26 protein-coding genes are annotated in these 21,884 nt (G+C 56.5%); 15 read left to right on the forward strand and 11 right to left on the reverse strand.

Annotated features, from left to right (window positions below; translation table 11 throughout):
* Positions 1-91: 91 nt before the first annotated feature.
* The 3 genes from DWZ54_RS04970 to DWZ54_RS04980 are packed head-to-tail and all read left to right on the forward strand — an operon-like array spanning position 92 to position 2,194.
* Entirely contained in the window at positions 92-1,000 is a 909-nt protein-coding gene (locus tag DWZ54_RS04970; protein WP_118474741.1) for a L,D-transpeptidase/peptidoglycan binding protein, read from the forward strand.
* 34 nt (positions 1,001-1,034) lie between these two features.
* Positions 1,035-1,811 carry a DpnI domain-containing protein gene (locus DWZ54_RS04975; protein ID WP_118474742.1) on the forward strand — a complete coding sequence of 259 codons (777 nt, stop codon included), beginning with the start codon at positions 1,035-1,037 and terminating at the stop codon, positions 1,809-1,811.
* A 14-nt stretch (positions 1,812-1,825) separates the two neighbouring features.
* Entirely contained in the window at positions 1,826-2,194 is a 369-nt protein-coding gene (locus DWZ54_RS04980; protein ID WP_118474743.1) for a hypothetical protein, read from the forward strand.
* A 411-nt stretch (positions 2,195-2,605) separates the two neighbouring features.
* Here DWZ54_RS04980 and DWZ54_RS04990 read toward each other — a convergent pair whose 3' ends face one another.
* Both DWZ54_RS04990 and DWZ54_RS04995 read right to left on the reverse strand, forming a co-directional pair.
* Entirely contained in the window at positions 2,606-3,694 is a 1,089-nt protein-coding gene (locus DWZ54_RS04990; protein WP_118474745.1) for an AAA family ATPase, read from the reverse strand.
* 191 nt (positions 3,695-3,885) lie between these two features.
* Positions 3,886-5,364, reverse strand: coding sequence for a DASS family sodium-coupled anion symporter (locus tag DWZ54_RS04995; RefSeq protein WP_118474746.1), 1,479 nt, complete (start codon positions 5,362-5,364; stop codon positions 3,886-3,888).
* Positions 5,365-5,599: 235 nt separating this feature from the next.
* Here DWZ54_RS04995 and bioD point away from each other — a divergent pair, with 235 nt between their 5' ends.
* Positions 5,600-5,998 (forward strand): ATP-dependent dethiobiotin synthetase BioD, encoded by a 399-nt coding sequence (gene bioD / locus DWZ54_RS05000; RefSeq protein ID WP_147369896.1) that lies wholly within the window; start codon positions 5,600-5,602, stop codon positions 5,996-5,998.
* Entirely contained in the window at positions 5,974-6,096 is a 123-nt protein-coding gene (locus DWZ54_RS12075) for a hypothetical protein (RefSeq protein ID WP_255418102.1), read from the forward strand. Before bioD ends, DWZ54_RS12075 begins: the two co-directional genes overlap by 25 nt.
* 110 nt (positions 6,097-6,206) lie before the next feature.
* Here DWZ54_RS12075 and DWZ54_RS05005 read toward each other — a convergent pair whose 3' ends face one another.
* Genes DWZ54_RS05005 through DWZ54_RS05015 form a run of 3 tightly spaced genes read right to left on the reverse strand, consistent with a single transcriptional unit; the run spans position 6,207 to position 7,124 of the window.
* The gene (locus DWZ54_RS05005) at positions 6,207-6,686 is read right to left on the reverse strand and encodes a pyridoxamine 5'-phosphate oxidase family protein (protein WP_118474748.1); all 480 of its coding nucleotides are present in this window, start codon (positions 6,684-6,686) and stop codon (positions 6,207-6,209) included.
* A gap of 20 nt (positions 6,687-6,706) precedes the next feature.
* Entirely contained in the window at positions 6,707-6,904 is a 198-nt protein-coding gene (locus DWZ54_RS05010) for a type II toxin-antitoxin system YoeB family toxin (RefSeq protein ID WP_118474749.1), read from the reverse strand.
* A complete protein-coding gene (locus DWZ54_RS05015) occupies positions 6,870-7,124 on the reverse strand; it encodes a type II toxin-antitoxin system RelB/DinJ family antitoxin (RefSeq protein WP_118015867.1) in 255 nt (84 codons plus the stop codon). Before DWZ54_RS05015 ends, DWZ54_RS05010 begins: the two co-directional genes overlap by 35 nt.
* Before the next feature lie 216 nt (positions 7,125-7,340).
* Between DWZ54_RS05015 and DWZ54_RS05020 the strand changes: the two genes are divergently transcribed.
* Both DWZ54_RS05020 and DWZ54_RS05025 read left to right on the forward strand, forming a co-directional pair.
* Positions 7,341-7,724: a C-GCAxxG-C-C family protein gene (locus DWZ54_RS05020; RefSeq protein WP_118474750.1), complete on the forward strand. Its 384-nt coding sequence runs from the start codon at positions 7,341-7,343 to the stop codon at positions 7,722-7,724.
* A 10-nt stretch (positions 7,725-7,734) separates the two neighbouring features.
* Positions 7,735-8,100, forward strand: a complete 366-nt coding sequence (locus tag DWZ54_RS05025) for an ACT domain-containing protein (RefSeq protein ID WP_118474751.1) — start codon at positions 7,735-7,737, stop codon at positions 8,098-8,100.
* Positions 8,101-8,105: 5 nt separating this feature from the next.
* Here the strand turns inward: DWZ54_RS05025 and DWZ54_RS05030 are convergent, their stop codons facing one another.
* Positions 8,106-8,660: a hypothetical protein gene (locus DWZ54_RS05030; RefSeq protein ID WP_118474752.1), complete on the reverse strand. Its 555-nt coding sequence runs from the start codon at positions 8,658-8,660 to the stop codon at positions 8,106-8,108.
* Between the two features lie 137 nt (positions 8,661-8,797).
* Here DWZ54_RS05030 and DWZ54_RS05035 point away from each other — a divergent pair, with 137 nt between their 5' ends.
* Both DWZ54_RS05035 and DWZ54_RS05040 read left to right on the forward strand, forming a co-directional pair.
* Positions 8,798-9,568, forward strand: coding sequence for a DAPG hydrolase family protein (locus DWZ54_RS05035; RefSeq protein ID WP_233541625.1), 771 nt, complete (start codon positions 8,798-8,800; stop codon positions 9,566-9,568).
* Positions 9,569-9,796: 228 nt separating this feature from the next.
* Positions 9,797-10,480, forward strand: a complete 684-nt coding sequence (locus DWZ54_RS05040; protein ID WP_118474754.1) for a TerC family protein — start codon at positions 9,797-9,799, stop codon at positions 10,478-10,480.
* Positions 10,481-11,591: 1,111 nt separating this feature from the next.
* Here the strand turns inward: DWZ54_RS05040 and DWZ54_RS05045 are convergent.
* From DWZ54_RS05045 to DWZ54_RS05060, 4 genes are all read right to left on the reverse strand, one after another.
* Complete coding sequence (locus DWZ54_RS05045) at positions 11,592-12,647, reverse strand: low specificity L-threonine aldolase (protein ID WP_118474755.1); 1,056 nt, start codon at positions 12,645-12,647, stop codon at positions 11,592-11,594.
* 22 nt (positions 12,648-12,669) lie between these two features.
* Positions 12,670-13,104, reverse strand: coding sequence for a type II toxin-antitoxin system HicB family antitoxin (locus DWZ54_RS05050; protein ID WP_118474756.1), 435 nt, complete (start codon positions 13,102-13,104; stop codon positions 12,670-12,672).
* Positions 13,105-13,116: 12 nt separating this feature from the next.
* The gene (locus DWZ54_RS05055; protein WP_118474757.1) at positions 13,117-13,305 is read right to left on the reverse strand and encodes a type II toxin-antitoxin system HicA family toxin; all 189 of its coding nucleotides are present in this window, start codon (positions 13,303-13,305) and stop codon (positions 13,117-13,119) included.
* 191 nt (positions 13,306-13,496) lie between these two features.
* Positions 13,497-13,967 (reverse strand): hypothetical protein, encoded by a 471-nt coding sequence (locus tag DWZ54_RS05060; protein WP_370245739.1) that lies wholly within the window; start codon positions 13,965-13,967, stop codon positions 13,497-13,499.
* A 1,085-nt stretch (positions 13,968-15,052) separates the two neighbouring features.
* On the opposite strand from DWZ54_RS05060, the gene DWZ54_RS05070 reads away from it, so the two are divergent.
* Complete coding sequence (locus DWZ54_RS05070; protein WP_118474760.1) at positions 15,053-15,370, forward strand: TIGR04076 family protein; 318 nt, start codon at positions 15,053-15,055, stop codon at positions 15,368-15,370.
* A gap of 8 nt (positions 15,371-15,378) precedes the next feature.
* Entirely contained in the window at positions 15,379-15,960 is a 582-nt protein-coding gene (locus DWZ54_RS05075) for a DNA-3-methyladenine glycosylase I (RefSeq protein WP_118474761.1), read from the forward strand.
* 132 nt (positions 15,961-16,092) lie between these two features.
* Here the strand turns inward: DWZ54_RS05075 and DWZ54_RS12150 are convergent, their stop codons facing one another.
* Positions 16,093-16,167 (reverse strand): putative holin-like toxin, encoded by a 75-nt coding sequence (locus DWZ54_RS12150; protein WP_370245741.1) that lies wholly within the window; start codon positions 16,165-16,167, stop codon positions 16,093-16,095.
* A 157-nt stretch (positions 16,168-16,324) separates the two neighbouring features.
* Here DWZ54_RS12150 and DWZ54_RS05080 point away from each other — a divergent pair, with 157 nt between their 5' ends.
* The 4 genes from DWZ54_RS05080 (at position 16,325) to pflB (ending at position 21,746) form a co-directional block, all read left to right on the forward strand.
* Complete coding sequence (locus tag DWZ54_RS05080) at positions 16,325-17,713, forward strand: 3-hydroxyacyl-CoA dehydrogenase NAD-binding domain-containing protein (protein WP_118474762.1); 1,389 nt, start codon at positions 16,325-16,327, stop codon at positions 17,711-17,713.
* Positions 17,710-18,402 carry a Crp/Fnr family transcriptional regulator gene (locus DWZ54_RS05085; protein WP_118474763.1) on the forward strand — a complete coding sequence of 231 codons (693 nt, stop codon included), beginning with the start codon at positions 17,710-17,712 and terminating at the stop codon, positions 18,400-18,402. Before DWZ54_RS05080 ends, DWZ54_RS05085 begins: the two co-directional genes overlap by 4 nt.
* A 227-nt stretch (positions 18,403-18,629) precedes the next feature.
* A complete protein-coding gene (gene pflA, locus DWZ54_RS05090; RefSeq protein WP_118474764.1) occupies positions 18,630-19,358 on the forward strand; it encodes a pyruvate formate-lyase-activating protein in 729 nt (242 codons plus the stop codon).
* A gap of 108 nt (positions 19,359-19,466) precedes the next feature.
* Complete coding sequence (gene pflB, locus DWZ54_RS05095) at positions 19,467-21,746, forward strand: formate C-acetyltransferase (protein WP_118474765.1); 2,280 nt, start codon at positions 19,467-19,469, stop codon at positions 21,744-21,746.
* Positions 21,747-21,884 lie beyond the last annotated feature (138 nt).

The following is a 21,884-nucleotide window of genomic DNA, read 5'->3' on the forward strand; positions in this document are numbered from 1 at the left end:
TAGATTTTATTCTTGGCACGCATGTACGCATGTACGCATATGCATGTCAGCAGGTCAGCATATAAGATGCTCACAAAGGACGGATTCTTCTATGGAACGCAAACAGGAACGCAAACAGCAGCGAAAACAACTTCTTTTATTCTCTAGCGTCGCCGGATTTCTCGCGGCCTGCTTCGTCGTCGGCCTCGTATTCCTCGGCGGCCGCCTCTCGGGCAGTTCGGCCGCGAACCGGCTCCTGACGCCGCCGACGCCGCTCGAGCAGGCGCAGCAGGATTACGCGGGTGTCACGATCACCTACACGTTCGGCGACAAGAGCGAAACGCTCACGGGCGACCGCATCGTCTCGTGGCTCCAGGAGGACGATACGGCTGCGTCCGGCGTTTCCTTCGACCAGCCGCAGGTCAAGGCCTTCATCAAGGAGCTGGCCGACAAATACGACACGGCCTACACCGTGCGCAAATTTCACACGAGCACGGGGCAGGACATCGAGATTTCGCAGGGCGATTACGGCTGGCGCATCGATCAGGAGCAGGAAATGACGCATCTTCTGGAGCTGCTCGCCGCGAAGGAGAGCACGACCTGCGAGCCTGTCTACGCGCAGACGGCGGCCGTCCATGCCAAGGAGGACTGGGGCACGACCTACATCGAGGCGAGCCTCTCCGCGCAGCAGCTCTGGCTCTATAAGGACGGCAAATGCATTCTTGAGAGCTATTTCGTCTCGGGCAATCCGACGCAGGGGTACGCGACGCCAAAAGGCATTTACGGCCTGACGTACAAGACGCGCGACGCCATGCTGAGTGGCCAGGGCTACGACTCCAAGGTCAAGTACTGGATGCCCTTCAACCGCAACGTCGGCCTGCACGACGCTCCATGGCGCAAGACCTTTGGCGGCCAGATCTACAAGCGCAGCGGCTCCCACGGCTGCCTCAATCTCCCGCCCGCCAACGCCGCCGCCATCTACAAGAACGTCGACAAGAACACCCCGGTCATCGTCTATTGATTAATGGCCATGATCGTTTTAGAGGAGGATTTTCATGGATATACGCATGGATGCCGCTCTTGGGTCTCCCTACCGTAGTTTACGACAACAGGCCAGAGTGATTACCGAAGCCTGGGCGGCAGACAACATGTATTGCGTCATGTGCGGAGCGCCTCATCTAGAAGCTTTGCAGAACAACAAGCCCGTTGCTGACTTGCTGTGTCCTCGCTGCCACAGCGTCTTTGAATTAAAAAGTCATAATGGTCCTTTTGGGGGGATTATCGTAGATGGAGCCTACCATACCATGATGACGAGATTGACAGATGGACATAATCCGCATCTGTTTGTTATGGAATACCGACGGCCAGAGTACGTGGTAGAGAATCTTTGGATTATCCCCAAATATTTTTTCACTACAGAAATTATCCGAAAGCGAAAGCCACTCTCATCAAAAGCCCAACGCGCAGGTTGGACTGGATGCAATATCGTTTGGCGTAATATTCCGACTCAGGGGAAAATACCAGTTATCCGTCAGAGAGAGATTCTTGAGCCAGAACAGATATGTCGAAAGGTGGCAGCGACATCAGCTCTGGCTGTTCGCAAAATTTCAGCTCGTGGCTGGCTGATGGATGTGCTTTACTGCTTGGAGAAACTGGGCAAAGAGTATTTTTCGCTTCAGGATGTATATGATTTTTCTGATTATTTGCAAATAAGACATCCAGAAAATCATAACGTCCATCCCAAAATTCGCCAACAGTTGCAGTTCCTACGCAATAAAGGATATTTGGAGTTCTTGGGGCGGGGCGAATACCGCATGAAAACGATGATGTAACATGAGAGAGAGCTATGGAATTTACAATTAAAATAGAAAATATATATGCAAAGAATATTACGGTAGAAGCAGATGATTGGCAAGATGCCTTGAGGCAGGCCATAAAAGATTCAGACAAGGGAAAGTATGTCATGACCGATGAAGACCTGAAAGAAGAAAATGTATCGGTCAAGGGCTGGCCATATGCCATCGAGGATAAATGGACTGTTGAAGATGTTGATGCGTTTATCGCAGAGCACGAAGATTTGCAGCAACAAAAGATTACAGAAAGCGAAAAACGCCAGGCCTTGGTATTCATGAAAGAACATCTGGACAAAAGCGCAGGCTTGAACTGGAAGTCCTTGGAGATTGCTTTGTTGGCTGTTGTAAAGAGACGTGAATAGATTCGATAAGAATAAGGAACTACAAAAATCCGTCAGGCAAATTCCGTTTTAGAGAATTGCCAAACGGATTTTTGTGGCTAAGAGAATGCAATGGCACTCTCTTATTTGAAAGGACTTGACGGGCCGTTTTTATTTTACAGTAGTCTTATGGATCTTTTTCTGAATATACCACAGGAGGATCCCAACATAGGGGAGGTATTCTTCGCCCTGCTTGGGCGCGTATTTTTCGTATAGGCGATTCCATACCTGTCCGGATATCCCTTTATTGCCGAAGCGTTGCATGAGAGCTCGTTTCAATGCCATCAACCTCTTTTGCCGATTATCGACGAGATGTTCTTCGTTCAGGTTCAGGATGGATTCGCTGCATGCAATAGGCACAAAGACCGCCCTGCTCGGTCTATAGAGCTTCTCTCAGCTCTTGACCGCTGGTATATCTGCCCGATTCTCCTGCAGAATGCGGATGTTCTCTCGATGTACATTGGCCAGAACGCTTGGCGCGTGTGTCGTGAGGATGAACTGTACGTGGGGGAAGGTATGCCGGAGGTTCCGGATGATGTTCTTTTGCCAGGCGGGATGAAGGTGCATGTCAATTTCATCAATCAGCACGATACCAGGCGTATCCTTGACACAAGCTGCGAGCATTTGTGGATTGAGTATCGCCATGCGATAGGCGATATCTGCTGCCATGGTCAGGATCGTACGGATACCATCGCTCAGCTGGTGGAGCGGCAGGTATTCCAATGTTCCATCTGCTCTTCGTATCAGGATTTCCAATTCTTCGTATTTGACATTGTAACGCACTTGGACAGCTGAAGCCCGGTCATCCATCTCTGCATAGCAATCCGCCATTGCCTTTTCTACAGCGTGTAATTCCGGAATCACCTTTCCTTCCTGCAATTGCAGGTAGGTCATTTTCTCGAACCATTCCAGCATCATCTGGACATTTGAGGCGGCGTCGAGACAGTCCTTGTACCCGCGGATACGGGAGCTGAGGCCGAGGCGTCGTTTGGCTGCCTTGGCTGCACGTGTCTGCTTCCGTGCCCAGAGACGTCCTGTACCATAGTAGGCGATCAACGGGAGCACGACATCCGGGCTGCCGTCCCGTATTTGTTTCTGCAAACCGGCAGCGTAATCCATGATGGATTTCGCATGGCGGCTTGTCGTTCTGCCGCGGTCGCTGTTTAATTCCCGCGACCAAACCAGTTCGTGACTGGGCTGCAGGTTCATATGCCCTTCCACAATCAGCGGATATTGACGTTCACGCGTTACACTGCTTCCTTGTTCGTACATCGCATAGCGAACATCCTCCAGGTGAAGGGAGTTTGTCTCCACACCGTCCAGCCCGGCCAAGAATCCGCCCAGAGCAAGCGCAGCTGCATCGAGGACAGAAGTTTTTCCTGAACCGTTGACGCCGATGAGGATAGTATAATCTTGCTCAAATGAAACGGAAAGTTCCTTAAAGCTGCGGAAATTCTTTACAATCAGCTTCTCTAACCACATAGCACGCACCACACTTTGTTTTTCTTTTTCTTCTTTTATTTTTCATTATATCATGGTACTTTCGAAAGCAAAAGCGCTGCCGATGAAACGAATAGGCGGCGAGTTTTGGCAAACGATTTGCTTTTCCTCTCGAAGAAAAAAGACGGGCTGCACGGTCATGGCGATGCAGTCCGTCTTTTTGGTATTGGGGATCAGAAGATGCCGAGCACGTGCCAGTAGGTCTGGGCGAAAATCAGCATGAGGACGTAGCCGATGATCGTGAGCGGCAGGCCGACTTTGATGCAGTCCTTGGCCGAGAACGTTTCGGTCGAGAATGCGAGGATGCCCTGTGGTGAATTGACCGGCAGGATGAAGCCGAAGCTGACGACGAACTGGAGCACCATGGTGATGCCGACGATGTTCAGGGCGTCGTTGCCGAGGCCCTGCAGCACGGCAATCATGATCGGGATCATGGAAGAGGCGACGGCCGTCGCGCTCGCGAAGCCGAGGTGGACGACGATGAGGAAGAGTGCGAGGATGGCAAAGACCATGAAGACGCTCATGCTGGCCAGCCCGAAGACGTCCATGAGCTGGTTCGCGAGCCAGGCGGCGGCCTTCGTCGAGAGCAGGGCCGAGCCCATGCTGATGCCGACGCCGAAGAGGATCAGCGTGCCCCACGAGATGCGGGCCTGTGCTTCCTTCCAGTTCATGATGCCGATGCCCGGCAGCAGCATGATCGTGACGGCGATGACCGTTGAGGTCGTCGTGTCGAGCGGATGGAGCGTTTTTTCCGTCACCCAGAGGAAGAGCAGTGCGAGCGAGATGACCATGAGTTTTTTCTCGGCGGGCTTCATGGGGCCGAGGGCCGCGCGTTCCTGGCGGACCGTCTCGTTGCCGCCCGCGACTTCCATCGTTTCCGGCGGCAGCATCTTGAGGCAGACGAAGTAGAGGATGACGGACATGATGACGGCATACGGCGCCGCCGCGAGGAACCATTCGGCCCACGAGATCGTCGCGCCGAGCTGTTTCTCGATGAAGCCGAGGGCGACCATGTTCTGCGCGGCCGCCGTCTTGATGCCGATGTTCCAGATGCTCGCCGCCTGGATGGTCGCGACCATGAGCAGGGCGGCGAAGCGGCTGTCTTTCTTCATCTTGAAGGCCGAGATGATACCGAGGACGATCGGCACGATGCAGCCGACGCGCGCCGTGGTGCTCGGCACGAAGAAGGTGAGGATGAAGCCGACGAAGATCATGCCCGCGAGGATGCGGTTCGTCTTCGCGCCGACCTTCGAGAGGATGAAGAGGGCGATGCGCCGGTCAAGCCCCGTGTGCATCATGGCCGCCGCGAGGAAGAGTGCCGCACCGACGAGCACGGCGCCGTTGCTCGTGATGCCGCCGAACGACATGCCGACGGCTTTTGAGGTTCCCAGAAGTTTCATGGGGTCCTGCGGATTTGGGCTCATGCCGAGGCAGAGGATCATCAGTGTCGCGATGATGGCGGCGCTGACCGGATAGCTCACGGCCTCCGTGATCCAGACGATGATGGCAAAGATCAGGATGCCCAGCATGCGATGACCGACCGTGGTCAGATCGGCCGGTGTCGGCAGCAGGAAGACGACGAGCATCGCGAGGACCGCAAAGAGGAGTCCGTATTTCTTCGAAAACGAAGTGGCAGTTTTTTCATTTGACATAATAATCACCTCTATGTATCCCTGAATGAAATACAAAATATACCTTTTAGTTCTAGCATTCACCATGAACGGGAATTTTCCTGCTTGAACCGTAAAAGTGTACAGTATACAGTCTTTTGACAGACAAAAATCGGCCCATGTCACAGGAAATAATCGTTCCATGCTTCTTCGTCCCAGCAGATAATCATTGGACACCATCCGTTTCGGTTGGATCATGAACAACGAAATTCCCGGCATGTTTACGCTACTCGCGGGCCTGATGCTCGGCGTGCGGTTTGGGGCCCTCGCGGATGAGGAGGGGTATCTTCAGCCGGGCGACGCGCTCTATGTCAACCGCGTGGCCAGGATTGGCGAGAAGACGGAGAATCTCGTCACGTATGTGTATGAGGAGGCGGTATCCCCGCATCTGGCAGCCAAGCTCAATCATCGACCAATCGATTTTGACCGGGTAAAGGCGGATTTTGCACGCGCGAGGGAGCGGTACCAGTATCTCACGATGGAAGGGAGCGGCGGTATCATCTGTCCGCTGCGCTGGGACGAGCAGCAGCATGTCGTGCTCGACGATCTCGTCAAGGAGTTGAGCCTGGGCGTCCTGTGCCGGGGGACCTCATGCAGGATGACAACGCCGCCATGATCGAGGCCCTGACGGGCGTGAAGGTCGTGGCGTATGTCAAAGCGGGGAATACCGACCTCGATATCGATGTGGATCTGCTCAAAAGTCTCTACGCATAAAGGAGAACGGACTCCATCAAAAAAGGCACTGCTCGCTTGGCAGTGCCTTTTTTGATGGAAAATGGGAAAAGTCTGGCGGTCTGTTGCATCCATCCGGTGCGCCGATGCGATCAGGATTCGTTGATGCGCTTGCCGGTGATGTGCTCGGGCGTCAGTTCCAGCATGAGCATGCGCGGTCCGGCATGTTTGATTTCGTTGTCGAGATACGCCTGATCCTGTGTGAATTTCTCGCCGAGCAGGCGGGCAAGGTGCAGGGCTGCTGCGTGATCGTCGAGCACCTTCATGCGGCCGAAGACGATGACGCTGCGGAACGTCAGCGACCAGGAAACGCCGTCTTCGTGATGACCTTCTCCCGTGACGCAATACGACACCTTGTCGCAGGCGCGGATGGCATCGAGTTTGTGGCCGGCCATTGCGCAGTGGAAATAGAGTCTGCCATTTTCCTCATTGTAGTAATGGTCGAGCGGCACGCCGTAGGGATAGCCGTCATCCCCGAGAACGGACAGCACGCCGCGCTTTTCGTGCTTGAGAATCTGGATGCACGCTTCGTCTGTAAGCTGCTGCTTAAATCGTCTCATCTTGCGAAACATAAAAAACCTCCTGTTCTCCATCAATCCTGATAATGATTGCGACATTGGATGATTTCCAAACGGTCATCCAAGATTCGATAAACAAAGCGATTCTTTTTATCAATACGTTTGCTGTGCCATCCGCCGTCCAAATAGCGTAATGGTTCATCCTGTCCGCCGCTATCATAGCCATGACGTTTGATGTCACGAATGAATGTATGTATTTTCGGTTCCGGCATCCATGCGTTGGGCCGCTGCTTGGAGATGCCGCTGATTGGTTTCACTGTAGAATGGGTCACCGGCCGTGACGCGGAACGGGATTGCGCGATCTTTGACCAGGCGTTTCGTGAAAATGGTAACGGCGGCTGACATCGTAAGTCCCATTTCTTCGCAGATTGCTTCTGCTTGCCGCTTCAGATCCGCATCAATGCGGATGGTCATGGTTGCGTTTGTAGCCATAAAATCATCTCCTTTTTATTTAATTATATTACAATGTACTAACATTGTGCAACAATAAGTGAGTGTTTCGGAGCAGCGTCGGGCGGCACACGGGCAATGGCTGGCTTGTTGCGGGAAATGCCATGAGCGCCAGGGATGAGACAAGACTTGCAAGACGGCAGGAATCACGTATAATGATAGAGAAGCAAATACATTGAAAAACAGGTGGGGATTAGCATGGATATGGATAAGCGGGCCGAACAGGCCGTGGCGTATAAACACGAGAACTGCAACTGCGCGCAGGCGGTGCTCTTGGCTTTTGCCGAAGAGCTCGGCAAATCGGAGGAAGAGCTTCGGGCACTCGGCTCGGGCTTTGGCATGGGCATGGGCTGCACGGAGGCGACGTGCGGCGCGCTCTGCGGCGCGGGCATGGTCATGGGGCTCATGAACAAGAGCGGCAGGCCGACGGCAGCCGTCATGCGCGACATCCTGTATGAGTTCGAGGAAAAAGCCGGTGCCACGATCTGCAAGGACCTCAAGGGCATTGAGACGGGCAAGATGCTCTGCTCCTGCGACGACTGCGTGCGCCATGCCGTACGCGCCGCAGAGCAGCGCCTTTAAGGAGGGGCATATGGAACTGAAAAAGATCGATTTTCCGCTGACGGTATGCAAGCTGGATGCGATGGACAAAGTGGATACAAAATCAGACTTCTTTTTCCTCGCCAAGACGGACGAAGAACTCTCGCTGGTCTGCAAGACCGAGGACACGCCATCTCAGACGACGGCGCGCGAAGATGGCTGGCGGGCCTTCCGCATCGAGGGCACACTGGATTTCTCGCTCATCGGTATCCTGTCCAAGCTTTCCACGATCCTTGCTGAGAACAAGATCGGGATTTTTGCCGTCTCGACCTACAACACGGACTACATCCTGGTCAAGGAAGAGAATTTTGAGAGGGCGATGGCCGTCCTGCAGGAAAACGGCTATGCGGTCATCTGATGATTTCATAACGAGTCGAGCTTGGCGATGGTCCGGAGACTTTGCCAGAAGTAGCGATAGACTTCTTCGGGGGTATCGCTCTGGCCGCGGTGAATCCAGGTTGAGATGGCGACGGGCAGCAAGTAGCTCATGATGTCGATGAGGTATTCCTGTCCGCCGTCTGCATGATTTGTCGGGATGCCGAACAAGGAGCCCATCTGCTGGAAATAGCGCTGATGGCACTGGGCCAGGGCATCCAGGCGATTGCATTTCTCGAGCGCGACAAGCAGATCTGCGTGCTCCATGATGGCGTAGAAAAAGGAAAACAGGATGTCTTTCCGGGTCTTTTTCTGCGGCACTTGACGGGCAAATTTGTCAAAGAGCTGATCGATTTGCCAGAGCAGCACATCCACTGGTGTATCGAAGAGCCGGTAAAAGGTGCTGCGGCTGACGGAAGAAGCACGCTGGATGGAGGCGATGGCAAGCCGGTCGGCAGGTGTTTCTTGTGACAAGGCCAGGACGCTTTTGGCGATGAGCGCCGCTGATTTTTTGGCGCGCGGGTCGTTTGCGATGTGATACATGTTTGAGCCTTTCTGTTCTACATCTCGTAAACGGGTAGTTTTGATACATTCACTGTGATACAATCGTATCATAAGTTGAGTGGTAGAACAAGAAAGGTGGTCTTCTTATGTCGCTATATACTGGGAAAAAGGTGGGCGTGAGCAAAGAGGAAAAGGCTTTGCCGTACTATTCTCTTTTCGAGCGGAAGATGGCAGAGGTCCCGCCCGAGAAGCTCGCGTTGGTTGAGACGCCTTCATCTGTCCCTGCAGTTCCGTTTGCGGAGAGAGACCGTTTCCTGCAGGGGACGGATAAAGAATTCTGCCAGGTCGGCTATGGCGTGGCGGAGGACGGGACGGGCTTTGTCTGCAATGAGACGTATATGCCTGGCGTGACCGGTGAGATGATGGACTGGTGGTTCCCGTGGCACAGCGTAGGTTCCGACCTGCGCTACAAGATCTGGGACCCGGAAGACCATTATTTTGCGCGGGCGGATAAGGCGGCATATGTCTGTGACCCCGCGGTTCCCGTCGCGCAGAAAACCTGGGGCGTCGACCATTACATCATGGAAGACATCGGGAACGGGCCGTCTTTTCTCCATTTGCAGTTCAAGCGCCCGCGCGATTTTGGCTTTGACGAATCTGCTCTGGGGACGGAAACGTGTCAGTCTCTTGTCTGTGCCATCGGGGCGGGGGACTGTGCGGCGGCCATGACGCATAAGTGGTTCCCGTATCAGGACGGCATCCTGTTTGCTTCGCGCTTCTGGATCGGCTATGCGCTGCGCGCGGGCGAAATCGTCAAAGCCCTGCCAGAAGGCGTTTCGGTGCCACTTGAGGCCGCGCGCGGGCTCTTTGCGCACAACATCAAGGAGTTCATGAATCTGGCGGCCATCCTGCCGGAAGTCTATGCGGCAAACAAGGACAATTTCTGAGATTGACAGCAGGTGCCTTTGTCTGTTATACTGATGCTACAAACGAATAGCGAAGGGGAGTAACCTCTTTGGTCTGCCGTCAACAAGCATGCCGCGCGAGCGGCTGGTGGCAGCGTTACGGATGTAATAGGTGAGACTTTCGCATGATACCCGGTTTTCGGATACCATGCGGAAGTCTCTTTTTGTTTGTTGTCTGTGTATTAGTTGAGAGAGAAAGGAATCTACACCATGGAAATCTTATCGATGCAATTCCTCATGGCCCTCGGCACGATCGTCCTGATGGACCTGCTGCTCGGCGGCGACAACGCCGTCGTCATCGCGATGGCGGCGAACAAGCTGCCGGAGAACCTGCGCAGGAAGGCCATCCTCATCGGCACGGCCGGTGCCGTCATCATCCGGCTCGTCATGACGCTCGTGGCCGTGTGGCTTCTGACCATCCCGTACCTGCAGGCCATCGGCGGTCTGATCCTCTTGCCGATTGCCGTGAAGCTGCTCGTGCCGGAGAAGAAGGATGAGCACGTTGAATCATCGGACAGCCTCATGGGCGCGGTCAAGACCATCATCATCGCCGATGCCGCGATGGGCGTCGACAACGTGCTGGCCATTGCGGGCGCGTCGCACGGCAGCTTCCTGCTCGTCGTCTTCGGCTTCCTCATCAGCATCCCGATCATCGTGGGCGGCAGCACGCTCATCGGCAAGATCATGGACCGCTTCCCCATCGTGCTCTACGCCGGCGCCGGCCTCCTCGGGTGGACGGCGGGCTCCATGATCGCCCATGACAAGATCATCGGCTCGATGCTCACGAGCACCTTCGGCGACTGGGCCGCCATCGCCATCCAGGCCGTCCTCGCCGCCGGCGTCATCTTCATCGGCCTCGCCCTGAGCCGCCGCGCCAAGAGCCAGACGGCGTAACAAAAATCCCTTGCTTCTGCATATTTCAGGAGCAAGGGATTTTTTGTTGGCTGTTTTCTTGGGGCGGGCTTATTTACCTCGACTCAACTGAAGCTGGTCCCTTTGGGTAGCTCCAAAGGAGCGGAGCCAGTAGCATCTCCGGGCGTAGCCCGTAGGGCCGAAAGGGGGCTATGGAGGAGGCCATATGCACGACCAATGACGCTCTGGAATGTATCCCAGCTTCAGCGCGCAGCTAAACGAAAAAAGGCGGGGACGAGGGAGCAACGCTGCGCGAAGTCGGTCGGCGTCCCCAAAGCCTTCCCCTCTGGGGAAGGTGGCAGCCGAAGGCTGACGGATGAGGTCGGGGAAGCTGTCGGCGCAGCCGACTGAAGGGGAGCCTGCAAGCCGTGACGCGCAGGCTTGATGTAAACAGACGTAAAAGACGCTGCGGGATATATTCCGGCTTCAGCGCGTAGCTAAATGTGAAAGGCGGGGACAAGGGAGCAACGCTGCGCGAAGTCGGCTGGCTAAAGGGATTTTTTCCTTCTTAACGAAGCCCGACGACTGTGCGAAACGCGCGCTGCTTGAACGACGCCCATTCATCAGGAAGCTGGCAAGGAAAAAATCCCTTCTTAACACCAGGCGCCAACGCTCCGCTTATGCGCCCTCGTCCCCTCCATGCGATTACGGGCAATCGCTGCGCGCCTCCAGGCGGAATACATCCCTCCGCTCAGGCTCTTGCCCTTCGGCGGAACAACCAGCACAGCAAGCCGCGTGCCTTCCCCGCGCACGGGGAAGGGGGACCGCGTAAGCGGTGGAAGAGGTCCATGGACAGACGGGCAAGAACAAAACTCAACTGCAAGTTCTTGCAAGCGTCGTAGCCCGCGCACGGGCGCGAAGCGCGGGATGCCGGGGGCATCCCCGGAGAAGGGGGACCGCGAAGCGGTGGAAGAGGTCCTTGGACGGACGGGGAAGAACAATCCCCGACAGCAAGTCCTCACAAGCGTCGCAGCCCCGCGCACGGGCGCGAAGCGAAGCTCCCCCCCCCTTTTTTGGGGGCTCCGCAGGAGCGGGATGCCGGTTGCATCCCCGGGCGTGGCCCGCAGGGCCGGAAGAGGTCTATAGACATACCTTAATGGGCTGTTTCAGCCAGAACGGCGAGCAGCTGCTGCGTTTCTTCCGTTGTCGTGGCCCAGCTCGTTGCCAGGCGGATGACGGTGTGATCCTCGTCGTACGGCTCCCAGAAGCTGTAGGAGACTTCTTTGGCGAGCGTTTCGAGCTGGTCATTGGCCATGACGACGAAAATCTGGTTGGTCGGGGTCTTGAAGAAGAGGCGATAGCCGTACTTCTGCAGGGCCCTGCGGATCGTGCCGGCTGCTTCGATGGCGGGGGCGCCAATCCGCTCGTAGAGGCCGTCCGTGAAAAGCGTGTCAAACTGCAGGCCGAGCAGCCAGCCCTTGGCGAGCAGGGCGCCGTGCTGCTTCATGATTGTGAAGAAATGCGGCGCGCGGTTCTTTTGGGGGAAGACGACGGCCTCGCCGAAGAGTGTGCCGCATTTCGTGCCGCCGATGTAGAAGGCGTCGCAGCACGCAGCGATGAGCGGCAGGTTCACGTCGTTTTCGGGGCAGGCGAGCGCGTAGGCGAGGCGGGCACCATCGAGATAGAGCGGGATGTGGTGGGCATGGCAGATGGTGTGGAGCCTGCGTAGTTCCTCTGCTGTGTAGAGCGTGCCGTATTCCGTGGGATGGGAGATGTAGACCATGCCGGGCATGACCATGTGGTCGCGGTTGCCGTCGGCCTCGAAGGCCGTCAGATACGCATCGACGTCTTCCGGGCGCAGCTTGCCGTCTGTATGCGGCAGTGTCAGGACTTTGTGCCCGCCAAACTCGATGGCGCCGGCCTCATGCAGGCTGATATGCCCCGTATCCGCCGCGACGACGCCCTGATACGAGGCGAGCAGCGCGTCGATGACGGTTGCATTCGTCTGCGTGCCGCCGACGAGGAAATAGACGTCGGCCTCCGGGCACTGGCAGGCCGCCCGAATCTTCGCGCGCGCCGCCTCGCTGATGGTGTCTGTGCCGTAGCCGGGCATGGGCGTGCGGTTCGTCTCGGCCAGACGCTTGAGGATCGCGGGATGCGCGCCTTCCATGTAGTCGGACGCAAACGGTAAAAGCTGGGATGATGACATGTTATTTAACCCTCCATATTGATCATGTGCTCTTGATGTTTAATTCTTTCAACAGAGCCTGCTGCAGAACTTTGGAAAAATTGATCTTTTTCGAGATGGCCAGGTCATTCATCCATTGCGGGATGCTCAGCGTTTTTTTGACCGATTTCGTAAAATGCTGCTTGGCGTACTCCGGAACGTCGACGGATACCATGTTGACCAGGATGTCCGCATCGGCGTACGGATCATCGGGGTCTTCTTCGGCATGCGGATTTACCTGTTCAATGGGGGTAGGCGCCGGAACGGGCTCTCCGTCCATTTCCATGGTATAAAGATAACCCGCCAAACAATCTACGGCCATTTCCATCGCTTCCTGGAATGTGTCTCCACAGGTAGAGAGATGATTTAAATCTGGAAATACGACAGAATAGCCGCCATCCTTTTCGTGGAAAAAAATAGCCGGATACATGCTTAACATTTTATCACTCCCTTATTTCAACCCTGCTTGTTTAAAAATAGAAGAAACGGTCTTCTTTTGTAAATCTTTTGGCTTGTCATGAAACGGAATGGTCACGATACCAGGTTTAGTCGCATGGCGATATTGGTGATGAGATCCATTGATTCGGATTAATTTCCAACCGTCTTTTTTTATAAGTTTCTCCATTTCTTTTGGCGTCATAATCCATCCTCCCTTATTTTAGCAAATAATACGTATTAATTCAATACGTATTATTTAACAGCGTCGTCATGATGCTTTGCAAAAGTGCCGGAGAGGTACGAAAGGAAGACAGTGGGCGCATCCGCAGCGGCTGAACCTGCAGGATGCGCCCATTTATTGGTTTCTATTGGTTTCGTCTGCGATGATGACGATCAGTCCAGATAGCCAATCTCAATCTCGTCTACTTTGTTGTGTTCCACCTCGAACACGATGCCGAGATCCGAGTTATCATCACAGAGATAGATGTACTTGTCGCCGTGGATTTTGTTCGGCTCTCCGTAAGCGGCCTTTACTTCTTCCAGCGTGGAGCCAACCTCGATGCCGGCCGCCGTCTTGATGCCATTGTGACGGGAAATCTCGATGTGGCGTGCCAGGCCGTCTACGAATGTCACTTCGAAGGAATCGCCGTATTCGTATTTCGTGACCGCACCGCTAAAGAGTTCGTGATGATGCTTCGTCTCAATCTCAGAAGGTGCGCCATATACCTGCTGGACATAGTCGGCCGAAGCTCCGTATTCGATGCCGCCCGCGACGAGTGCAGCGGGTGCGACCGATGCCGCACAAATCGTCGTCCCCATCGTCAAAACGGCACCAGCGGCCAGGGATGCAAATACTTGTTTCAAATTGCTCATCTCCTTTGACATATTCTTTTTGTTGATGAATCTTTTTTCATTATAAACGGTCTATCTGAAATCTTCATGCATAGCCTTCCCCGCGCACGGGGAAGGGGGACCGCGTAAGCGGTGGAAGAGGTCCTTGAGCTGACGGGCATCAACACTACTCGACTGCGAATATTTACAAGCGTCGTAGCCCCGCGCACGGGCGCGAAGCAAAGCTTCCCCCTTCGGGGGAAGTGGCCCGCAGGGTCGATCGGGGAACTGCTGGCAGTTGCATTTCTGCTTGATGAAAGGAGGAAATCAAGACCGCTGCGGGATGCATTCCGGCTTCAGCGCGCAGCTAAATGTGAAAGGCGGAGACGAGGGGCAGCGCTGCGCGAAGTCGGCTGGCTAAAGAGATTTTTTCCTTCTTAACGAAGCCCGACGAATGTGCGAAACGCGCGCTGCTTGAACGACGCCCATTCGCCAGGAAGCTGGCAAGGAAAAAATCCCTTCTTAACGCCAGGCGCCAACGCTCCGCTTATGCTCCCTCGTCCCCTCCATGCGATTACGGGCAATCGCTGCACGCCTCCAGGCGGAATACATCCCTCCGCTCGGGCTCTTGCCCTTCGGCAGAACAACGAGCACAGCAAGTCGCGCAGCCTTCTCCGCGCACGGGCGCGAAGCGCGGGATGCCGGGGGCATCCCCGGAGAAGGGGGACCGCGTAAGCGGTGGAAGAGGTCCATGGACGGACGGGCAAGAACAAAACTCAACTGCAAGTTCTTGCAAGCGTCGCAGCCCGCGCACGGGGGCGTGAAGCGCGGGATGCCGGTGGCATCCCCGGGCGTGGCCCGCAGGGCCGAAAGGGGGCCATGGACGAGATCTTGCACATATTTCGATTTATATGGAAATAGCAAGCTTCTGCGAGCCGTTACCCCTTCAGTCAGCTGCGCTGACAGCTTCCCCAAAGGGGACGCCAAGCCTTCTCCGCGCACGGAGAAGGTGGCCCGAAGGGCCGGAAGAGGTCCATGGGCGAGATTTCGCGTATAAATAGAAATATCTTGAAGTTCCTGCACGAAGATGGCAAAATGTTTAATTGGGAGGGATTATCATGAAAAAGGTGCGGATCACGGTGATGCGCAGGGCTTATTATGAGGATCTCATGGCGAGATACGAGAATCCGATTGAGGATGCCTGCACGGTGGAGGTGGGGCAGGTGTTCATCGCGGAGGGCTGGCGGCGGCCGGAGGGGCTTTGCGAGAGTGCCTGGGAGACGATGTCGCCGTTTGTCATGGGACTGGCACACGGAGCAGTGGACTTCTATGAGGGATGGATGAAGGATCCGCGCTCAGCGATGATTTCGTGCAATGACGGGTTTCGTCCGGTGAGTTTCCTGCTGGAAGCATTGGATGAAGAAGCAGAGAAATGAGGGATATAATGGAAAATCTTGAATGGCCGGACGGCAAACGCCGCTGTTTCTGGGCCAATCCGAAGAATGAGCGCTATGTGCGCTATCATGACGAAGAATGGGGGCGGCCCGTGCACGATGACAGCAAGCTGTTTGAGATGCTGCTGCTCGAATGCTTTCAGGCGGGGCTCTCGTGGGAATGCATCCTCAACAAGCGTGAGGGGTTCCGGCGGGCGTTTGCAGGCTTCAATCTTGAGAAGGTTTGTGCGTTCACGGCAGAGGACGTCGAGCGGCTCATGCAGGATGCCGCGATCATCCGGCATCGCCGCAAGATTGAGGCGGCGATAGGGAATGCGCGCGTGTTCCGCGCAATCCAGCAGGAGTTTGGCAGCTTTGACCGCTATCTCTGGCGGTGGACGGGGAATCAAAGCCTCCGGGAGTACGGCCGGACCACGTCGCCCGTTTCAGACGCGCTCTCCAAGGACCTCAAGAAGCGCGGCATGAAATTCGTCGGTTCCACGACGCTTTATTCGTATCTGCAGGCCGTCGGCATCATCGAATCGCACGAGCCCGGCTGCTTCCTGGTCGAAGACAAGAAAGAGATGCAATGAATTGTGCCTGCTTGCAAGCATGGTTCGCTTATGATACAATCAACATATAGAAAGGCCGGCGGGTCGAAGCGCCGATGCCCTTTCAATTTTGAATTGAGGACACGGTTCTTCAACAACAGGCTAACCAAATATCTACTTCAGGATTGTTGCTACAAGCGTAGCGAAAGCTATCATCAGGGATAGTATTTCGTACAAGCTCAAAGGCAACGCCCCCTTTCGCAGAGAAAGGGCAGCCAGCTCCGCCGGTATATTCCGTATATCATGGAGCTGGCTTTTTCTATGGATTCTTTCTGCCGGCTATAACTGGTGGCCGGGCATTCCTGGTGGTATAATAAATGTAACAAATCGATGAAGAGGTGGTCGCATGGAATACTGGGATATTTATGACAGCGAGAAGCGGGTTACGGGGCGCAGGATGCAGCGCAATGACTGGCATATGAAGCCGGGGGACTACCATCTGACGGTGCTGGCCCTGATCCGGGACGCTGAGGGGCGCATTCTCATCACGCAGCGCAAGGCCGACAAGGAATGGGCCCCACTCAAATGGGAGATTCCCGGGGGCGGCGTCCGCGCCGGCGAGACGTCGGAGCAGGCCGTGCTCCGGGAGGTCGCGGAGGAAACGGGCCTGCATTTCACGATGCAGCAGGGCCGCTGCATCCATACGTACCGTAGCGACAGCCCGGCCGAGCAGAACAATTACTTCGTGGATATCTATGAATTCCGCGGCGATTTCACGCAGGAGGATGTCCGGATTCAGGAGGATGAGGTCGAGAGCTTCCGCCTGGCAAGTCCCGCGGAGATCCGCCGGCTCGGCGCACACGACGATTTCCTTCATTATCACAGAATCGAGGCGTTACTGACCATGGACATCAAGAAAATCACCATCGCAGGTGCCGGTACCATGGGGTATTCCATGGCGGATATCTTTGCGCAAAACGGGTACGACGTGATCTTGTGGAATCATCGCCAGCCCACGCTCGACCGGGCGCGCACGAAGATTTCCGCGGCAGCCGCGGACAAGATCACCTATACGACGAGCCGGGAAGCTTTCAAGGGCCGCGATCTTATCGTCGAGTCCATCGTCGAGGACCTGCCGTCCAAGCTGGCCTTTTACCGCGAGATGAGCCCGCTCGCCGATGATGATACGATCCTCGCCACGAATACGTCGGGGCTTTCCATCAATAAGCTCGCCGCAGCCGTCACGGGCCCAGAGCGCTTCCTCGGCATGCACTGGTTCAATCCGCCGACGCTGATCCCCTTAATCGAGATCATCAAGAACGATAAGACGCGTCCGGATGTCGCGCAGACGATTTACAACCTGGCCCTCACCATCCACAAGAAGCCGGCGCTCGTCGAGAAGGATGTGTCGGGCTTTGCGGCCAACCGGATCCAGCTGGCCGTGCTGCGCGAAGTGCTGGCCATGGTCCGCGACGGCGTGGTCAGCGTGGAGGCGGCCGACGCCGTGATGAAGTACGGCCTCGGCTTCCGCTGGGCCTGCCTCGGCCCCTTGGAAACGATCGATTTCGGCGGGCTCGACGTGTTCTATCACATCAGCGAGTATCTCGTGCCGGACCTTGAGGACTCGCACGAGATACCGCAGCTGCTGCGCGAGAAGTTCGAGGCCGGCGACTACGGTGTCAAGACGGGCAAGGGCTTCTACGATTACAGCGGCGACAAAGCCAAGGAGGCGACGGCCGCCCGCGACAAGAAGCTCCAGGCCATCTACGACGCCCTTTACGGAGAGACGAAATGACTGGCCCCGCACCGGTTCCCTGCAAGGACTGCCGGGGGGACTGCCTCAAGACGGTGGATTTCCTCGCGGGCATGCCGCCCGACAAGATGCGGGAACTCTTGCGCCGCTCGGTGCGCCTGAAGCTGCCGAAGGGGGCCTATATCTTCCACGCCGGGGATCCCTGCGATGCCATCTACATCGTCCACAAGGGCCGCGTGAAGCTCTGCGTCTACGATGCGGACGGGCAGGAGCGCATTGCCGGCGTCTTCGTGGAGCGCGATGTCATGTGGGAGGGCGTGCTCGTGCCGGACAGCCGCTATTCGACCTCTGCCATCTGCATGACGGCCGTGGAGTGCTGCCGGCTCGCGCGCCAGGATTTCGAGAAAGCCATTGAGGAGCCGAAGGTCGCGCTGCGCATCATCGGGCTTCTGAGCAAGAAGCTCCACGATGCCAACCGGCGGAATCTCCTGAAGAGCATCGCCGATCCCAAGGAACGCGTGGCGGGCCTCCTGCTTTACCGTTACCGCCGGCAGACGGGCGACACGATCACCATGCGCCTCGAGGAAATGGCCGGCAGCCTGGCCCTGCGGCCTGAGACGATCAGCCGGAAAATCAGGGAGCTCGAGCGCGAGGGCTACGTGAAGAAGACAGGACAGAGCAGCATCCAGGTGCTCGCTCCCGACCGCCTCATGGAGCTCGTGAATTACTGAGCCTGTCTGCTGCCTGCCGCTCTGCCTCCCTCCCGCCTCTATGGGCGGGAATACGTTCCCCCGAATCATCTTTGATTTGAATCAAGGAAGTTTTCAGCAAAAACAGATACAATGACCCTGTCAAGAACGGTGCGAACGTACGATTCAACGTACGGTTCCATGAGGTTGCGACCCTGCCTGCACGTCTTGCCAGGGTCTTTTTGTTTCTTTTGTTCAGGAGGTCATGCATGATGCAGGGACGCATTCATTCCATTGAAACCTTTGGCTCCGTGGACGGGCCGGGAACGCGTTTCATTATCTTTCTGCAGGGCTGCGCGATGCGCTGCCTCTACTGCCACAACGTCGATACCTGGAACGGCCAGGGCGGCACGTGGCGCTCGGCGGACGAACTTCTCGACCAGGCGGAGCGTTACCGGCCGTACTGGGGCGAGGAGGGCGGCCTTACCGTGAGCGGCGGTGAGCCCCTGCTGCAGATTGATTTTTTAATCGAGCTATTCGAGAAGGCCAAGGCCCGCGGCATCCATACCTGCATCGATACAGCCGGCCAGCCGTTCACGCGGCAGGAGCCGTTCTTCGGCAAGTTCCGCGCGCTCATGCAGGTGACGGATCTCCTGCTCGTCGACGTGAAGCATATCGACCCCGCGGCACACGAGAGGCTCACGGGAAAGCCCAATGCGAACATCCTCGACATGTTCCGTTACCTGTCGGAAATAAAGAAGCCCATCTGGGTCCGTCAGGTGCTCGTGCCGGGCTATACGGATGATCCTCAGATGCTTCGGCGCACGCGGGCGTTCCTCGATATCCTGACGAATGTCGAGCGCGTCGAGGTGCTGCCGTATCACAGCATGGGCCTCTACAAGTGGGAGGAGCTCGGCATCAAAAATCAGCCCAGGGACGTGAAGCCGCCGACGGAAGAAGCCGTGCAGCAGGCCCGCAGCATCCTCGGCGCCGTCTGAACACCGGGGCGGAACCTGGAAACCTTGATTCCAGTCAAGGTTTTCAGGAAAGAAAGCTAGTATGATAAACCCATCGATTGTGAAACCTGATGCGAAGGAGGAACCAGCATGAACGGTATGGAACGCGACGTTGCATGGAGAGGATTCAAGGGCGTCAAATGGACGGATGATGTGAATGTACGGGACTTCATCCAGAAGAACTACACGCCTTACGATGGAGATGAGAGCTTCCTGACGGGCCCGACAGAGGCCACGAACAAACTCTGGGCCAGGGTGCAGGAGCTGCAGAAGGAGGAACGTGCCAAGGGCGGCGTGCTCGACTGTGAGACGGAGGTCGTCTCGAGCCTCACGGCCTACGGCTCCGGCTATATCGATGAATCCCTGAAGGATCTCGAGCAGATCGTCGGTCTCCAGACGGATAAGCCGCTGAAGCGTGCGTTCATGCCGTTCGGCGGCATCAAGATGGCGGAGGAAGCCGCCGAGACGTACGGCTACAAGGTCAACCCCAAGTTCCACAAGATTTTCACGGAATACCACAAGACGCACAACCAGGCCGTCTTCGATGCCTACACGCCGGAGATGCGCGCGGCGCGCCACAGCCACATCGTCACGGGCCTGCCGGATACGTACGGCCGCGGCCGCATTGTCGGCGACTACCGCCGCGTGGCCCTTTACGGCCTCGATTTCCTCATCGCGAAGAAGAGTGAGGACCTCGCAAACTGCGGCTGCGGCGTCATGACCGACGACATCATCCGCCAGCGCGAGGAGCTCGCCGAGCAGATTCGCGCGCTGAAGCAGATGAAGGAGATGGCAAAAGCCTACGGCTACGACATCTCGGCACCGGCCAAGAATGCCAAAGAGGCCGTCCAGTGGCTCTACTTCGGCTACCTGGCTGCCATCAAGACGCAGAACGGCGCGGCTATGAGCGTCGGCCGCATCTCCACGTTCCTCGACATCTACATCAGCCGCGACCTTAACGAGGGCACGCTGACGGAGGAGCAGGCACAGGAGCTCATCGACCACCTGACGCTGAAGTTCCGCATGGTGAAATTCGCGCGCATCCCGTCGTACAACCAGCTCTTCTCGGGCGACCCGGTCTGGGCGACGCTCGAGATGGCCGGCATCGGCATGGACGGCCGCCACATGGTCACGCGCAACGATTTCCGCTTCCTCCACACGCTCGAGAACATGGGGCCTTCGCCGGAGCCGAACCTGACGGTGCTGTATTCCTCGGCACTGCCGGCTGCCTTCAAGAAGTACGCCGCCCGCATCTCCATCACGACGTCTTCCATCCAGTACGAGAACGACGATGTCATGAAGCCGGTCTGGGGCGACGACTACAGCATCTGCTGCTGCGTTTCCGCGACGCAGACGGGCAAGGAGATGCAGTTCTTCGGCGCGCGTGCCAACCTCGCCAAATGCCTGCTCTACGCCATCAACGGCGGCAAGGACGAGAAGTTCCTGACGAAGGACGGCAAACACATGCAGGTGGGGCCGGAGTACACGCCCGTCACGTCCGACGTGCTCGACTACGACGAGGTCCTGCACAAATTCGATCAGATGATGGACTGGCTGGCCGGGCTCTACGTGAACATCCTGAACCTCATCCAGTACATGCACGATAAATACTATTACGAAGCCGCCGAGATGGCCCTCATCGACACCGATGTGCGCCGCACGTTCGCGACGGGCATCGCCGGCTTCTCGCATGTCGTCGATTCCCTCTGCGCCATCAAGTACGCCAAGGTCTCGACAATCCGCGACGAATCGGGCCTCGTCATCGACTACAAGGTGGAGGGCGACTTCCCGAAATACGGCAACGACGATCCGCGTGCCGACAAGATTGCCGTCTGGCTGCTCAAGACCTTCATGACGAAGCTGCGCAAGCATCACACGTACCGGAATTCCGAGGCCACGACGTCCATCCTGACCATCACGTCGAACGTCGTCTACGGCAGTGCCACGGGTGCGCTGCCCGACGGCCGCAAAGCCTACACGCCGTTTGCCCCGGGCGCGAACCCGTCCTACGGCGCCGAGCAGAACGGCCTCTTGGCTTCGCTGAACTCCGTCGCGAAACTGCCGTATGAGTACGCGCTCGACGGCATCTCGAACACGCAGACCATCGCCCCCGAAACGCTCGGCCACACCGAGGAGGACCGCGTCGCGACGCTCGTGCGCGTCATGGACGGCTACTTCAGCCAGGGTGCGCATCACCTCAACGTCAATGTTTTCGGCGTCGATAAGCTCATCGACTGCATGGAGCATCCGGAGAAACCGGAGTACGCGAATTTCACGATCCGCGTGTCCGGCTATGCCGTGAAGTTCATCGACCTGACGCGCCAGCAGCAGCTCGATGTCATCGCGCGCCGCGCCCATCAGAAGATGTAAGACAGCAGTATAAAGAAAAAGCCGGCCCTCGCAGCAAATCGCGCCGCGAGGGCCGGCTTTTTCCATATGATATACGTGTCTTCTATGCCTATATTGTAGTATAATAAAAAAAATCAGATTCGAAAGACTACAGGAGCG

It is taken from the genome of Mitsuokella sp. AF33-22 (assembly GCF_003475755.1).
Classification (GTDB): Bacteria; Bacillota; Negativicutes; order Selenomonadales; family Selenomonadaceae; genus Mitsuokella.